The 14,509-nt window shown below is 37.1% G+C and carries 11 protein-coding genes; all 11 read right to left on the bottom strand.

Annotated elements, in window-relative coordinates; translation table 11 throughout:
- Window positions 1-88: 88 nt before the first annotated feature.
- Complete coding sequence (locus AsAng_RS02050; RefSeq protein ID WP_264791109.1) at window positions 89-781, bottom strand: hypothetical protein; 693 nt, start codon at window positions 779-781, stop codon at window positions 89-91.
- Between the two features lie 417 nt (window positions 782-1,198).
- On the bottom strand, window positions 1,199-2,128 hold the full coding sequence (locus AsAng_RS02045; RefSeq protein WP_264791108.1) for a nuclear transport factor 2 family protein: 930 nt from the start codon (window positions 2,126-2,128) through the stop codon (window positions 1,199-1,201).
- 175 nt (window positions 2,129-2,303) lie between these two features.
- Window positions 2,304-3,053, bottom strand: a complete 750-nt coding sequence (locus tag AsAng_RS02040) for a LytR/AlgR family response regulator transcription factor (RefSeq protein WP_264791107.1) — start codon at window positions 3,051-3,053, stop codon at window positions 2,304-2,306.
- Between the two features lie 72 nt (window positions 3,054-3,125).
- Complete coding sequence (locus AsAng_RS02035; RefSeq protein WP_264791106.1) at window positions 3,126-5,090, bottom strand: tetratricopeptide repeat-containing sensor histidine kinase; 1,965 nt, start codon at window positions 5,088-5,090, stop codon at window positions 3,126-3,128.
- Window positions 5,091-5,115: 25 nt separating this feature from the next.
- The gene (locus AsAng_RS02030; RefSeq protein WP_264791105.1) at window positions 5,116-6,168 is read right to left on the bottom strand and encodes a hypothetical protein; all 1,053 of its coding nucleotides are present in this window, start codon (window positions 6,166-6,168) and stop codon (window positions 5,116-5,118) included.
- A 338-nt stretch (window positions 6,169-6,506) separates the two neighbouring features.
- Window positions 6,507-7,280 carry an enoyl-CoA hydratase/isomerase family protein gene (locus AsAng_RS02025; RefSeq protein ID WP_264791104.1) on the bottom strand — a complete coding sequence of 258 codons (774 nt, stop codon included), beginning with the start codon at window positions 7,278-7,280 and terminating at the stop codon, window positions 6,507-6,509.
- 140 nt (window positions 7,281-7,420) lie between these two features.
- The gene (locus AsAng_RS02020) at window positions 7,421-8,503 is read right to left on the bottom strand and encodes an acyltransferase family protein (RefSeq protein WP_264791103.1); all 1,083 of its coding nucleotides are present in this window, start codon (window positions 8,501-8,503) and stop codon (window positions 7,421-7,423) included.
- Between the two features lie 179 nt (window positions 8,504-8,682).
- The gene (paaZ, locus tag AsAng_RS02015) at window positions 8,683-10,758 is read right to left on the bottom strand and encodes a phenylacetic acid degradation bifunctional protein PaaZ (protein WP_264791102.1); all 2,076 of its coding nucleotides are present in this window, start codon (window positions 10,756-10,758) and stop codon (window positions 8,683-8,685) included.
- Window positions 10,759-10,986: 228 nt separating this feature from the next.
- Window positions 10,987-11,517 carry a hypothetical protein gene (locus AsAng_RS02010; protein WP_264791101.1) on the bottom strand — a complete coding sequence of 177 codons (531 nt, stop codon included), beginning with the start codon at window positions 11,515-11,517 and terminating at the stop codon, window positions 10,987-10,989.
- A 145-nt stretch (window positions 11,518-11,662) separates the two neighbouring features.
- Window positions 11,663-12,871 carry a 3-oxoadipyl-CoA thiolase gene (locus AsAng_RS02005; protein WP_264791100.1) on the bottom strand — a complete coding sequence of 403 codons (1,209 nt, stop codon included), beginning with the start codon at window positions 12,869-12,871 and terminating at the stop codon, window positions 11,663-11,665.
- 215 nt (window positions 12,872-13,086) lie between these two features.
- Window positions 13,087-14,466: a saccharopine dehydrogenase C-terminal domain-containing protein gene (locus AsAng_RS02000; protein ID WP_264791099.1), complete on the bottom strand. Its 1,380-nt coding sequence runs from the start codon at window positions 14,464-14,466 to the stop codon at window positions 13,087-13,089.
- Window positions 14,467-14,509 lie beyond the last annotated feature (43 nt).

Here is a 14,509-nt window from a genome sequence, read left to right as displayed (position 1 = left end):
ATTGACCTGCAAAACAGTTATTGATTTAGCCAATCATGTATATGCTATCATTGAACAACAAAGTTCTAAATCATTAATCAATAGCCGCTTACATTCCTAAGGTTCCTCCCATGTTCTGAAGGTCTTCCATTGTCATTTTTTCATAACCATCAGGAATCACCATGCTAAAAATCTTTTTAGGCAATTTATCCAAAGAAATTGTTGTTGCTTCTATTTTAATTTTCATTCCTTCTTGCTCCATTTCCCAAGAAAGCGGAAAACCTTTAAGACCCGTAAATTTCATCATGCTCAAATCGCCTAAATTAGATGGTTTGATTTTTTCGGTGATATAAACAATAATAGGCTCAGCCAAACCTTCAATCATCATTTTGGCTTGTTGGCACTTATAGCCAGCAATTTTTTTATAATTTTTGGTGTACTCTACCTGTGGTGGTTTTTGGTTTGTTTTTTTGGTCTCCTCTACCGCCTTATCGTCCATCTCTACAAATTTTTTCTGCCCCATCATATCCATGAGCATCATTCCCTTTTTATCCTTGTTGTCAAAACGAACATCCATCTTAATCATCCCACTCATTACATCACCAAGAATCTTAGCATGGGTAGGCGTAAAAAACAGATCAATCGTTGATCCAGTAAGCGCAGCAGCCATTCCTCCTTCAGCAGTCATGGTATATTTTACATGAGCTTGGTCAATATCTTTTTTCTTTTTTTGGGCAAATGTTGGTGCAACAAAAGCAAGCAACAATAAACTCAGTGTAAATGTTTTTAGTATCGATTTCATTCTATTTTTTTTATTTAAGTAATGAATCTAAATTATTGATAGTTTAGTTTATTCGAGCAATCTTTTTAATCTTAACTGTGTTGAAAATATTCGCCATAGCTAAGGCTATGACTGTGTTTTTCGCCTTGTTAATATCAAAAATCTTTTACTGCAAATTCTATAAATAATTTTGCCCCATTACTTATGATCAATAAAGATAAGTCTGTGATTATGTTCTACCTTAAAACTAATTCTCTGAACACATACTTAAGATAAGTTAGATGACTTATAGTTGTTATATCAAAAGGAATACCACAACTAAAAAGTTCATCATTTTTTTTTAGGCTCGACAAAATACACGAATTATAAGACGAATAGTTAGCGCTATCGGTATTTTAATCTTATCATAACACTATTTTGTTGTAGTCAACAAAAGCCTTACGATTTCTTTTTTTTCTTTCGAGTTCGTTTTTTCTTTTCAGGTAAGCCCCCCATTTCGACCAATTTCATAAAATCCTTTATCAAATCATTGGGTACCATGATTGCCAAGTCATAATGTTTTATTTTCCAAGTGCCATCAACCTTACAAAGCACCCCAGAAGCTCGACAAGTTCCCATTTGAGTAGCTAGCATTTCTTCGAACCAAGCTATTTTTTGATTGTCACTAAAATAAATCTCACGTTTGGAAGGGGTAAAAGCCCAAGCAGTATCTCGCTCAAAAGCAAAGTTAGCCCAAGTCCTTAGTTCATCTCTCAACCAACGTTCAGACGCATCAGTGCCCAAGTAAATACAGTCGGCAGTCATCGCCCCAAAAAAAGCATCTGCATTGGCAGTGGTTGAGGCTTGGTGCCAATCATTGAGCAACTGATTGATGAGGTCTTTGTTTTCGAGTGGTGTTTTTTCTTCAATGCAATCCGTTTTTCGCCTCGTATCGGTAATATTGGTAATCACCCACTTTTGCGCTTTATTTTTGGCTAAGGTAAAAATATTAACCCCACAATGACTGACGGTATTTTCCTTTCCTGTAAATAAGGTATATTCCGTCCAAACAGTTGCTAAATTATCTTCCCGACTAACCTCATAGCTCCACAATTGCTCATCGTATACGTATTTTTTTTGTATAGCACGCCCCATAAATCCCAAAAAAGAAGCCTTGCGCAAAGGCTCTATAATCGGCACCCCATTTCTAGTTAAGGTTGAGAATAAAATGCATTCATCGTGCATAATAGAATCCAAAACAACCGTATCCTTTGCTTCCATTGCTACAAAAAAACGATCAACTACTTGAATCAAATCTGCATTGGATTGAGCGATACCAACAGTCATTGATGATAGCCAAAACAAGGCAAAAAATAAACTTCTTTTCATGTTACTTTTATTATAAAATTAGACAAATTCTGTAGGTAAGTAACTAAACTAATGGTTGTAAATTTAAGCAACCTTTTTGCGCCTTATTAGCGATCAAAAATCTTGGTAAATTTAATGCATAATCCATGCTGCTTCGTTACCTATAAATTCCCCTTCGGTACAATATGATAAATAATTATAACTTACGCATATTAATTAGCTCCATAAATAAGGTCTTTTTACGTCTTGAAACTTCTACTTCGGAGGCATCTACCATTCTAATTTTATTTTTAGTCTTCATAAACTGCTGAATATGGCTGAGATTAATCAAATGCGATTGATGTACTCTAAAAAAGCCTTCAGAAACCAATAATTCTTCAAATTCTTTGAGTGTTTTGGGCGCAACAATTTTTTTGCCTGTGCTTAAGTATATAATCGTATAATTGCTGCTAGCCTCGCAACGAATAATTTCAGAAATTCTAACAAAATGGAATTCATCAACCGATGGAATCGCAATTTTATCAAATTTATTTTCCTTGTATAACTCAAACATACTGTCTACGCTTTGAGCAGTATTCGTCTTTTTGGTACTCTTAGGTTCTACTTTGCCAACGGCATCAATCAACTCCAAAGGATCAATTGGTTTGAGCAGATAATCAATTGCTGAATATTTAAACGCCTTTAGGGCATACTCGTCATAAGCGGTCGTAAAAACTAGCTTGAAGTTCATCTCAGGTAAGCGTTTCAACAAATCAAAGCCCGTTCCATCGTTCATTTTTATATCCAAAAATACAAGATCCGCTTTTTTGCTTTCCAATAACTTTAGCCCCTCTTCTACCCCATCTGCCGTTCCTACAATATTTACATTGGGACAGTGCATTTGAAGAAAGCGCATCAAGGTAATTTGTGCAGCTTGTTCATCATCTATTATTACAGTATCTATCATTTTTATTTTGTTTTAGTTCTTTAAAATTCTATCCCATGCCCTATGAGATGCAATTCCATCCTACCATTTTAACTAGGTCTTATACTTAATGGGCAACAACAATTCTACCTGCGTACCCAGCGCAACTCCTTTATCATCTTCTAAGTCAATCACATGAATAAAAGGCACGGAAATTTTTTCCTTGAGCGTTAGGTATTTTAAGCGTTGTTCTGTGATTTTGATGCCCAATGATTCTTGGCTTTGATCGGTCTTGAAGGCAGCCGCAGCTTTTCGCCCGATGCCATTATCCATAATGGTACACTTTATTAAGCTCTTATCATAGTCCTCAAATTTAATCTTCAAGGTTCCCTTTTCAGACTTTCTCAACAAACCATGAATGATTGCATTTTCGATAAACGGCTGAATAACCAAGGGTGGAATCATTACAAAATGATCGTCTTCAATTTCATTTTTGTCCAATTCATAATCAAAAGCTTCCTTAAACCTGCGCTGCTCTAGTTCTATATAATTATCCAAAAATTCGATTTCCTGACGCAATGGGATATAAGCCTGTCTAGAATTTTGCAAAATTCGTCGCATTAGACGAGAAAATTTAGCCAGATAGATGCTCGCTTCTGCATTATTATCTGTGGCAATTAGACTTTGTATAGAATTCAAGGAGTTGAACATAAAATGAGGATTCATCTGGGAGCGCAAGGCACGTTGTTCGAGTTCTGTTTCTCGGATTTGCGTTTTTAGTTTATCCTGTCTAAAAACCAGTAATCCAATAATGACAATCAGCAACAGACCACCAATCAAAGCTAAAATGATGTACCAATTTTGTGTATTTTTTAATTCTTGATTTCGGCGACTCTCTTCACTTAATTTGAGGGTTAAATTATGTTTTTCGGCTAGCTCTGCATGCTCTCGCTCCAACTCTCTAGTTTTGTGTTTAATTTGAATTTCAGCAATTTCTCTATTCTTATCTCGGTTAAAAATAGAATCTTTGACCAAATGGTATTTCTGATAATAACGAATTGCTTTTTTGTACTCCCCACCTCCCATATAAACATCAAACATGGTTTGGTACAAATCCTTTGTTAACACCATAGCTCTTGAAGCCCTAGCCGTTGATAGTGCAGTTGTTAGATAGCCCTCAGCAGCCTTGTATTGCCCCCTTTCTAACTCCACCTTTGCCATTCCTTCCAACACCTGTGCACTTCCTAAGTCATCATCCAGTTCCTCATAAATGGTCTGAGCCGTGCTAAAATACTCTAGTGCTTGATTGTTGTATTGTTGATAATTTGCCAAGCAACCCAAGGCATAATTCCCATAGGCAATCCCCCTAGTATTGTGCATTTTTTTGCTCAGTTCTAAACCTGCCATCATTAATTGCTGCGCTTTGCTTAACGCATTTTTTTGCATGTAAATCAAGCCCTGTTCTATATAAATTAAAGCCGCTAGATTCTTATCTTTTTCTGCACCAAAATAAGTCGTTGCTTTATTGTAGTACATAACAGCCTTATTGGTGTCTTTAAGATGCGAATAGGATTTTCCAATATGATAATACCCTAACACCATGCTTTTTTTATTGCTAATCTGTTTGGCAATATTAATGGCTTTGATGTTGTATTCAATAGCCTTGTAAGCATAGCCCTTACTGCTATAAATCAACCCTAAACGAGCATAGGCAATGGCTTTTAGGGTCGGTCTATTGAGATAGGTTGCCACCTGAATCGCTTTGATTACCTGATTGATCGCTAATTCATACTCCCCTGCTCCAAAACTTAACAAAGCTTGGTTGTTATATACATTGCCCATTCCGATTGACAAAGAATCCTTTTGCGCCATTTTTAAAGCATGCCCGCAATATCGTTTTGCTTTACTTACATCTCTATTGTAATAAATAGTTGTCAGTTGATTATAAGCAGCAATTCGCTTGACTTCATCTAAGTTTTTGTTGGTTGCTTCTTTTTTTAATTCTTTGATAAAAGCTGTAGATTGCGCCGCTCCCAAACAGGGTAAAAAAAATAGCAATAAGTAGAAAAAATAATTCATTAATAGCTTCTTATAGTTAAATTGATTACCGCTTCCTCTTTTTTCCTAAATCCACCTCTTGCCGTATAAATCTCCCACTAGGTTGCAAAATATAATAAATATAGCGTTGCTCTTGCTGTTCTTTGTAGTATTCTTCCTCTATACTATTATTTCCATATTCAATACGTTGACAAGTAGCATGCATTTCAATCGTAGAATCTACTAAAAACTTACTTGTCATCTGTTCTTTTAGTTGCTTCCCTCTATGTTCTAAATTTAGTCGTTTGCCCACCTTGCAAGCATCTAATAAATGCCCTGCATAATCATAAATTAATAAAAAAGTTACATTGTAGGTATCCCAGCCTGTATCTTCTTCAAAATTGAGCAATAAGCCAACATAGCTGCTTGTTTTATAAACTGTGCAAAGCGCTTTATAGTGCATGGCATGCAATTTATATTGGTCTGCACTAATATCAAAATAATCAAAACTTCCCTCTGGTTTAAACCTAACTTGATCCATAATAAATCGCTTGGCCAAACGGTAAGGGATCATTTTTTGATAATCTTTTCTTGCAGATTCTTTGGTATCATTTTTCCATCTAAAATTATTCTTTTCGATGCCCTGATATACCGTAAAAGGCAACTCAGGCTCTAAGTCAAAATAATTGAGTAAACCTTGAAACCATCGAATGTTATCAAAGCTATAGCGTCTCTTTTGTCCCAAAGGCTGTTCTATTGCCATTAGGTCAAAGGTAAAGTAACGATCTTTGGTTTTATTTTCCCAAGTTCCCTCAATACTTTTCCAATTCATCTGATGAGTTCCAACAAAAGTAGAACTGGTTTTATTTCCAGATGGATCAATTTCTTGGAGAACAATCAAGCCATCCGCTCTCAACTCTCCTTTTACAGCTACATTTTTTCGGTATTTATCATAAAAATAATTTCCTTCTAGCCTACTCCCTATCTGCTTCAACTCCATAGTAATCGAATATTCTTTATTTACGGCACCTTTAAAGAAACGATAAATCGTATCTTGTTTTTGTGCACAAGCATATTCAGCAGCCCATAAAAGCAACAGCAATAAATATAGTGGTTTCATAATTGTTCAATATAATTCTTACTAAAATAGTGTATTTTGGAGATATACTGAAACTGAGTGAAACATTAGATAATCGGAACTATTATTTGGCAAATTTGCCTATTATTTGGTTTGGGGTGTTTCATAATAATACTCCACTTATTACTAGTGCGAGCTTTACGCTTGATCGGGATCACAGTTGGCACACAGTACCAAGCTGTTCGTGCACTACGTTTATGCACCAAGCCGCTTGTTCGTTTGGCTCATGCTTATGAGATAGTTTTTATAAAAAAGCTGCCCCACTTGAAGATCAAGTGAGGCAGCTTTTACAAAAGAAGAATAACTTTTGTTACAGTATATTAAGCCTTTGCTTTAAACGAGTTAATTGCTTTGACCGTAAAATCAGAAAGTACTAGTTTTCCACTCATAGAAGCACGTTCTGCCAATAAGGTGTCCCAATGCTCTGTCCCTTCCCAAAAGACCTTCTTTAGTAAGGTTTGTGCTTCAGGATTTGATTTTGCCAAAGTAGTTGCCAACAACATAATTTTGGTGTCCATTTCTTCAGCTGTTTCAGCAACATCTGCAAACAAACCTTTTTGTTGTGCCCAATCTGGCGAATACCAAGCCGTTGCATTAATTGCCATTTGAGAAAAAGCAGAAGTTCCTACCTTGCGTTCAACAGCAGGTCCTACAACAAAGGGGCCAATACCAATTGCCAATTCGCTCAATTTGACCGCAGCATAACGAGTAGCATAGCAGTAATCTACTGCTGAAGCAATTCCTACACCACCACCTACAGCTTTGCCTTGTACTCGTCCAATAATAACCTTAGGACACTTGCGACAAGCATTAATTACATTGGCAAAGCCCATAAAAAATTGATGTCCCGTTTCTAAATCTTTGATAGAAATCAGCTCATCAAAGCTCGCTCCTGCACAGAACGTACGCTCGCCAGCACTTTTTAGAATGATAACCACTACTTCATCATTTTGCCCAACTTCTGTAATGGTATTTGCCAATTTTGCCAACAATTTGCCTGGCAAAGAATTGTGCGATGGATGAAAAAACTCTATGGTTGCAATTTTGTTTTCAATATCAACCGTAACGGTTCCTTGCTCTGTTTTATTTTCCATTGTTTTATATGATTATTAAAGGGTAATCGATCTAATTACACTGTGTTGTAAAGTCAGTAGAAGGACAATTAATTGGCTAAAAAAGTTGTTTAAGAACTAAAAATTAGTGCAGCTAATAACTTTTGCCTATCTACTTGATTTTAAAATTTATCTCGCAAATTTAAAAAAGGTCTTTCATAAAACTTATAAATTATAGCCGAAATAACAATAGTTATGACCCAATATAAAATATACCGAAGGGCTAACATCTCTACAGATTGTGGTTCTAAGTACTTGGATAATAATTGAATCACAATACTCAGATTAACCAAATACATAGAATATGAAATGACACTAATATAAGTAACCGCTTGACCAATGGTATTGTTTTTAAATGATTTTATGCTATCTGCTTTGGGCAATAAAAACATTGCGGCTATAGAAACAACACTAAACGAAAATGTTTGTGTATAAAAATGTTCATAGACTCTAGGTATGTAAATAACGATCATAGAGACAATTATTCCCAATACAAAAAACTTATTTCTGCTGCTCTGCCAAAAAGAAGGATAAAAGAACTTTACATAAGCAGCCAATACCCCATAAGCAATAGCATCCAATCGAGTTATGACCGCTTTTCTGAACATAATATCCCAAGCATGATAACTGGTGACCGAAGCATTCGCAATACTCATCCTATAACATAAAGGAAGTAGGATAAATAATAAGGTAACGATCAAAAAGGTATGCTTAACGGGCAAAAAACGTCCTATAATAAGCATGGAGATGGGTAACCATAAATAAAGATGTTCCTCTATCGACAAACTCCAGCTTTCCCAATAAAAATTGAAAGAAGCATCCATGAAGTTATGTATAAATAAAAAGAATTTATAATTAACCTCGCTCAGGTCTCCATCCAAAATTCCAAAATAAACAAGTAACACATTACTAATAAGAATGAGGTAATAGTTGGGTAAGGTTCTAAACCACCGCCGTTTCCAAAAATTAAACAAAGACGACCGTGACAAACCATCTTCCCTGTGCATCGTTTTAATAAGGATAGAACCAATCAAAAAACCACTCAATACAAAAAAGAGTTCAACGCCATCTACCCAAGGGATAAAAGGCATGAATTCAAACATATCACCTGCAATAAGTCTCCCATGTGCCATTACTACGATTAAAATAGCAATCGCTCTAAAAACATCTAAGCCGTAAACTCGTGCTTGATAGTCTATCTTCATGAAAAAATTAATCTAGTGGTTGTTTAATCTACCCCACCAAGCTACTTAAGTAAGTAGTTCACTGCATTAGAGATAAGTCAGCTAGTTGGGTTCGGATTATTGATGAAGGAAAGAGAATAAGCACGTAAGTAATCACAAAAAACTCCCGTGCCTATTCCAATTCTTTAGTACAAATTATATTAATCAACAGCGATTACTTCGCCATCTTGGTCTAATTTTCTAACCATGGTTAAGATGGTTGCCAAGGCACAGGTTTCTCCTGTTTCATCATAAACATCTACCATAAACTTAACGATTCCCTTTGCAATATCGTCTTCGCTTTTCTTTTCTTGATCTACTTTTTCCTTAACGGTAAACTTAACGCCAATGGTCATTCCTGGATAAACAGGTTTTGTAAAACGACATTCATCCAAACCATAATTTAATAAAACAGGTCCTTTTTTAGCCTCTACAAACAAACCTGCTGCCTTTGCCAATACCCAGTATCCATGCGCCACACGCCCTTCAAAAATAGTCCCATCCAAAGCCGTTTCGTCTGTATGCGCATAGAAATGATCACCACTAACATTGGCAAAGTTGACAATATCAGCAACCGTAACAGTATGTTTTGCAGTAATCCACTGTTCTCCTACTTTTAATTCTTCAAAATGTTTGCGGAAAGGATGCACGGGGTGATCGATTCCTTTAGCTCCATATTGGTATACTCCTGTTAGGTGCGTCAAAGTAGTTGGTGTTCCTTGAAGCGCAGTACGCTGCAAATAATGTTTTACACCACGCAAGCCACCCATTTCTTCGCCACCACCAGCACGTCCAGGACCTCCATGTGACATCAGAGGCATAGGAGAACCATGCCCTGTACTTTCGGCAGCAGATTCTCGGTTCAAGACCAAAATTCTACCATGATGCGTTGCTGCTCCTAATACATATTGTCTAGCAATAGCATCGTCATAGGTAGTAATCGAACTTACCAAAGAACCTTTCCCCATATTTGCCAATTCTATTGCCTCTTCAATCCCTTTGTAAGGCATAATTGTGCTAATTGGACCAAATGCCTCTATGCTATGTACTTGCTGTTTTTGGAATGGGCTATCATTTAAGAACAACATTGGTGCTAAGAATGCTCCTTTGTTTACATCAGCTCCAATCACTTCAAAATCACGCTCGAAGCTACCATAAACCAATTCATTCTCTTCTGATAATAATTGAGCAGATTTAAGGACTTCATTCAATTGCTCATGACTGGCCAAAGATCCCATGCGAACTCCTTCTACCTGAGGGTCACCAATGGTTGTTTTTTGCAATCTAGCACTCAAGGCAAACTGTACTTCTTCTACTAGGTTTTCAGGTACAATAATACGACGAATTGCCGTACATTTTTGCCCTGTTTTAACCGTCATTTCACGATGTACCTCTTTGATAAACAACTTAAATTCTTCTGTATCAGGAGTGGCATCAGGGCCTAAGATAGAACAGTTCAATGAATCTGCTTCCATATTAAAAGTAACCGCCTCATTAATGATATGTGGCAAGCCTTTTAGCATCCGCCCAGTATGCGCTGACCCTGTAAAGGTGACCACATCTTGTGCATTAACCGTATCTAAAATTCCAATTCCAGAACCACAAACCAATTGCAAGGCTCCCTCTGGCAAAATTCCTGAAGCAATAATGTCCTTAACCATTGCTTGGGTCAGATAAGAAGTTTGTTCCGCAGGCTTTACCACAGCAGGCATTCCTGCTAATAGATTAACAGCCAGCTTTTCTAACATCCCCCAAATTGGAAAATTAAATGCATTAATGTGTACAGCAACCCCTGCTTTGGGTACCATAATATGATGCCCTACAAAAGTGCCTTCTTTTGACAACCCCACCATTTCTCCATCTACGTAATAAGGTTGATCTGAAAACTTCTTGCGCAAACTTGCATAGGCAAACAAGGTTCCTATTCCACCATCAATATCAATCCAACTGTCTGTTTTAGTTGCTCCTGACAAGTAGCTAATAGGGTAATATTTTTTGCGGTTCTTATGGAGAAATAACGCTAGTTTTTTAAGCATTAATCCTCGCTGCAAAAAGGTCATGGTTCTCAAATTCTTATTCCCTACTTTCCGTCCATAATCCAATATAGAAGCGAAATCCATTCCATCACCATTTACCGTAGACAAAACATCTCCAGTAACAGCATTGTATTGTGTAATTCCAGCTCCATCATGAGGGGTCCATTGCCCCAAAATATAGTTGTCTAATTTATTAGCCATAATACGTTTGTTTTAAATGGTAAGTTCTGTGCGCTTAAGCGATATTGATAGATTGAGGTTTTGTCCCCAAATAGGTTCTACCCAACTCAAAAGCACTACAAAGAAATAAAGTATATTGGTAAAGGCAAAATTAATTCGCTAAGTATTCTAAAATCTATGCCGCTACCAGCATATAAAAAAAGCAGATACCCTCAATAAGTATCTGCCCTTTTAATTTATGTTTTTTGGTTACTTTATACATTCCAGTGTTTCCATTAATGTTTCAGCTGCTCCCTGTTCTAAATGAACGTCAAAAGTATTGTTTTTCATTCCAACCCTAATAGCAGTGATTGGATATTTTTGAAGTAAAACAATATCCTCTTCCATCAATACAAAATCGGTTGCATAACGAAATTCTACCTTGTCTTCTACATTTCGCATCAAGTCTGCCAAGGGTAAAATTACCTTTTGCTTATTTTCTAACAATAAAATCAGCTCACTATCACTGCTTTTGTCGGTAAATGTTGGCGACATAATCATGGTAACAGGAAACTTTAAAACTAAGTATTGCTGTGCGCCAATCCTACGCCATTGAGCCATTACTTTTCGCAGTGGCAAAGCGCCTTCTCGTTTCACTTTTTTAGCGATGACAACGGCTTCGGTTAGCTGCTCTACCTCCTCATTAAATGGATCTACTTGATCTATTTCATAAAGGCAATCTTGCGCCTGTAAATTGATGGACAAAGCTCCAATCAAAACAACTATTATTAGATATTTCATCTACAATGTATTTAGTATTTGGTTTATTTAGTATAATGCCAATTCTTGATGTCTCCCTCAAAAGAGTTGACTACGCATCGATTTATACAACTGTCGATTCAAGAATCTACTACCACCAAAACACATAATTCTTGCCAAAATAGATTTAAGCTTTCTCCAAAATGGTTGCATAGCCTTGCCCTACACCAATACACATGGTCACTAAGGCATATTGCTTGCCTGTTTTTTGCAATTCTAAAGCCGCAGAGTGCATAATTCGAGTGCCTGTAACCCCTAGAGGATGCCCAATTGCAATCGCTCCACCATTGGGATTAATTCGCTCGTCATCATCAGCCAAGCCCAAGGCACGGGTACAAGCTAAACTTTGAGCAGCAAAGGCTTCATTTAATTCAATTACTCCCATATCATCCAAGGTCAAGCCTGCTTTTTCTAAGGCTTTTTGAGAAGCTTTAACAGGACCAATTCCCATAATACGAGGCTCTACTCCAACCACTGCCGAAGAAACAATTCTTGCCAAAGGTTTTAAGTTGTATTGTTGAATGGCTGTCTCTGAAGCAATAATAGTTGCCGCAGCACCATCATTTAACCCTGAAGCATTACCAGCCGTTACCGTTCCTCCTTGCTTCTTAAAAGCAGTGCGCAATTTGCCCAAAACTTCTAAAGAAGAATTTGGTTTGATGAATTCATCTTGGTCAAAGATAATCGGGTCTTTTTTGCGTTGAGGGATAGAAACTGCTACAATTTCTTCGGCTAAACGCCCACTCGCTTGCGCTTTAGCGGCTTTCATTTGCGACCAATAAGCAAATTGATCTTGATCGGCTCTATTGATGTCGTACATTTCTGCTAAGTTTTCAGCAGTCACTCCCATGCCATCCGTTCCGTACAATTCGTCCATTTTGGGATTTACAAAACGCCAACCAAAACTAGAATCGTGCATTTTAGCATCTCTACCATAAGGTTTTGATACCTTAGAAATAACCCAAGGTCCACGAGTCATGTGTTCTACCCCACCAGAAATAAACAAATCTCCATCTCCAGCTTTGATCGCTCTATTGGCATGAATAATAGCAGACATTCCAGAAGAGCACAACCGATTGACGGTTTCGCCAGGAACAGACCAAGGCAAACCAGCCAATAAAGAGCACATTCTCGCCACATTTCGATTATCCTCCCCTGCCTGATTGGCACAGCCCATAATAACATCATCATAAGCTTCTAAGGGAATATTAGGATTTCTGTTGACCAATTCTTTAATGACCAAAGCCCCTAAATCATCGGTGCGAATAGGCGCTAATGTTCCACAAAAATTTCCAATGGCAGTACGTATACCATCTACAATATATGCCTCTTTCATGTTCTTATTTTTTTACGTTTTCTGATCAATTTGTTTTTTCTAAAAACAATAATTAACCACAAAATTCTTTTTCAGGATAAAAAAGTTGTTTTAATCTGGTAATAATCGCTATAACAAGTTCCATTAACTATTTGTTGCTCAAAAATAAAAATAAAACCGAAAGTACTTCCTCCGTTCTGTTCTTTCTTTTGAGTATACTTTAATAAATGGCAACCTTACATTTCTTCTGAAAAATACTCGTTAAACGACTCCAAATCAATATCCATGGAGTTAAACCCAACGCCCAAGCTTGCCAATTCTTCCATAACAGGCTCATAAATTTCTGGAGTAATCGGAATCAAAACTCCCTTAGACGTAATATTTCCCAATAGAATATTTTTGACCCCAATTGCTAAAGGTAATCCAACCAATCTAGCCATTGCGGTATTAGAACTATCCTCGCCATACAAAACAAGGGTTGACAAATGTCTTTTCTTTTGGTTATCCAGCTCATACTCTACCTCATGCTGCATCAAAATCATATCTTTGTCTTCTGGCTCCAACACCCATTTTCTTTCCAATAACTCCTGTAGGATTTGAGCAGAAGTAGCTTCTTGCAAAGGTATTTTTTCGTCTGAGAACAAGCCCAACCATTCTAACTTATCTAAGGCCTCATCTGCCAAGTTCAAGTTAAATAAACTAGCCAACTGTGCTCTTAAAGTACCATGCCCAATACGCTCCAAATTAGGAGGCAAATAACTTCTCACCCATTGTCTATAAGTCAAATCATCCGCATAGTCCATTTTATAGGTATCGTCTGTCAATCCTAAACGCACCAACAAATCCCAAGCCTTACAGAAGCCTTTATGACGCAAAGTTCCTCTCATGATGGTTGGAATATCGTCCAAACCATACGATCCTTTATATTTTAACGAAGTTCTATTGGGATAAGCATCGTACCAGCCCATTGTTGGAATATAAACCAAATCTGATTTGCTAAACAACCTGTGATAAGGTGTATGGCGATAACGATGTTCGTACAAATATTGAGAAACACCTTGTCCAGCCAATACTACATTTCGAGGATTCCAAGAGAATTTGTAATGCCAAGGGTTGGTATCACTTTCAGGCGCCACTAAGCCACCAGTATAAGAATAAAAAGCGCTAATTTTTCCCCCTTTGGCACGAATACCATTAATCATTTGCATAGCAGACATATGATCGATACCAGGATCCAGTCCGATTTCATTTAAAAAGACAAGCCCTTTTGCTTTTACTTCCTCATCTAATTCTTTTAATTCTGCCGAAACATAAGAAGCCGTTGCCAAATCCTTGCCCAAACGCAAACAATCTTTTGCGACATGAATGTGCAAGTGTGCAGGTAACATAGATACTACAAAATCGGCTTGTTCCAAATAAGGCAAGCGTTCTTCAGCATCTAAGGCATTAAAACTAACAGCATTTCCACGAGCATTTCCTGCAATTTTTTCGTTGGCCAAATCTAAAGATACATCCGCAACTGTAATTTGCCAATCATAAGTCTCTGCATGTGTCAACATGTACTGAATAAGAGAGGTAGCGGAGCGACCTGCTCCAATAATCAATATCTTCTTCATTTTTATACTGTTTTTAATATAAACTTTTGTAAGTTTATAAGCT

The organism is Aureispira anguillae (genome assembly GCF_026000115.1).
GTDB classification, from domain to species: Bacteria; Bacteroidota; Bacteroidia; order Chitinophagales; family Saprospiraceae; genus Aureispira; species Aureispira anguillae.
Note: the sequence above shows the minus strand (reverse complement) of the source record. Positions and strands in the feature narration are given on the sequence as shown.

Excerpts from the sequence above, each read along its gene's own strand:
- AsAng_RS02050 (WP_264791109.1), bottom strand. The coding sequence starts at position 781 with ATGAAATCGATACTAAAAACATTTACACTGAGTTTATTGTTGCTTGCT.
- AsAng_RS02045 (WP_264791108.1), bottom strand. The coding sequence starts at position 2,128 with ATGAAAAGAAGTTTATTTTTTGCCTTGTTTTGGCTATCATCAATGACT.
- AsAng_RS02040 (WP_264791107.1), bottom strand. The coding sequence starts at position 3,053 with ATGATAGATACTGTAATAATAGATGATGAACAAGCTGCACAAATTACC.
- AsAng_RS02035 (WP_264791106.1), bottom strand. The coding sequence starts at position 5,090 with ATGAATTATTTTTTCTACTTATTGCTATTTTTTTTACCCTGTTTGGGA.
- AsAng_RS02030 (WP_264791105.1), bottom strand. The coding sequence starts at position 6,168 with ATGAAACCACTATATTTATTGCTGTTGCTTTTATGGGCTGCTGAATAT.
- AsAng_RS02025 (WP_264791104.1), bottom strand. The coding sequence starts at position 7,280 with ATGGAAAATAAAACAGAGCAAGGAACCGTTACGGTTGATATTGAAAAC.
- AsAng_RS02020 (WP_264791103.1), bottom strand. The coding sequence starts at position 8,503 with ATGAAGATAGACTATCAAGCACGAGTTTACGGCTTAGATGTTTTTAGA.
- paaZ (WP_264791102.1), bottom strand. The coding sequence starts at position 10,758 with ATGGCTAATAAATTAGACAACTATATTTTGGGGCAATGGACCCCTCAT.
- AsAng_RS02010 (WP_264791101.1), bottom strand. The coding sequence starts at position 11,517 with ATGAAATATCTAATAATAGTTGTTTTGATTGGAGCTTTGTCCATCAAT.
- AsAng_RS02005 (WP_264791100.1), bottom strand. The coding sequence starts at position 12,871 with ATGAAAGAGGCATATATTGTAGATGGTATACGTACTGCCATTGGAAAT.
- AsAng_RS02000 (WP_264791099.1), bottom strand. The coding sequence starts at position 14,466 with ATGAAGAAGATATTGATTATTGGAGCAGGTCGCTCCGCTACCTCTCTT.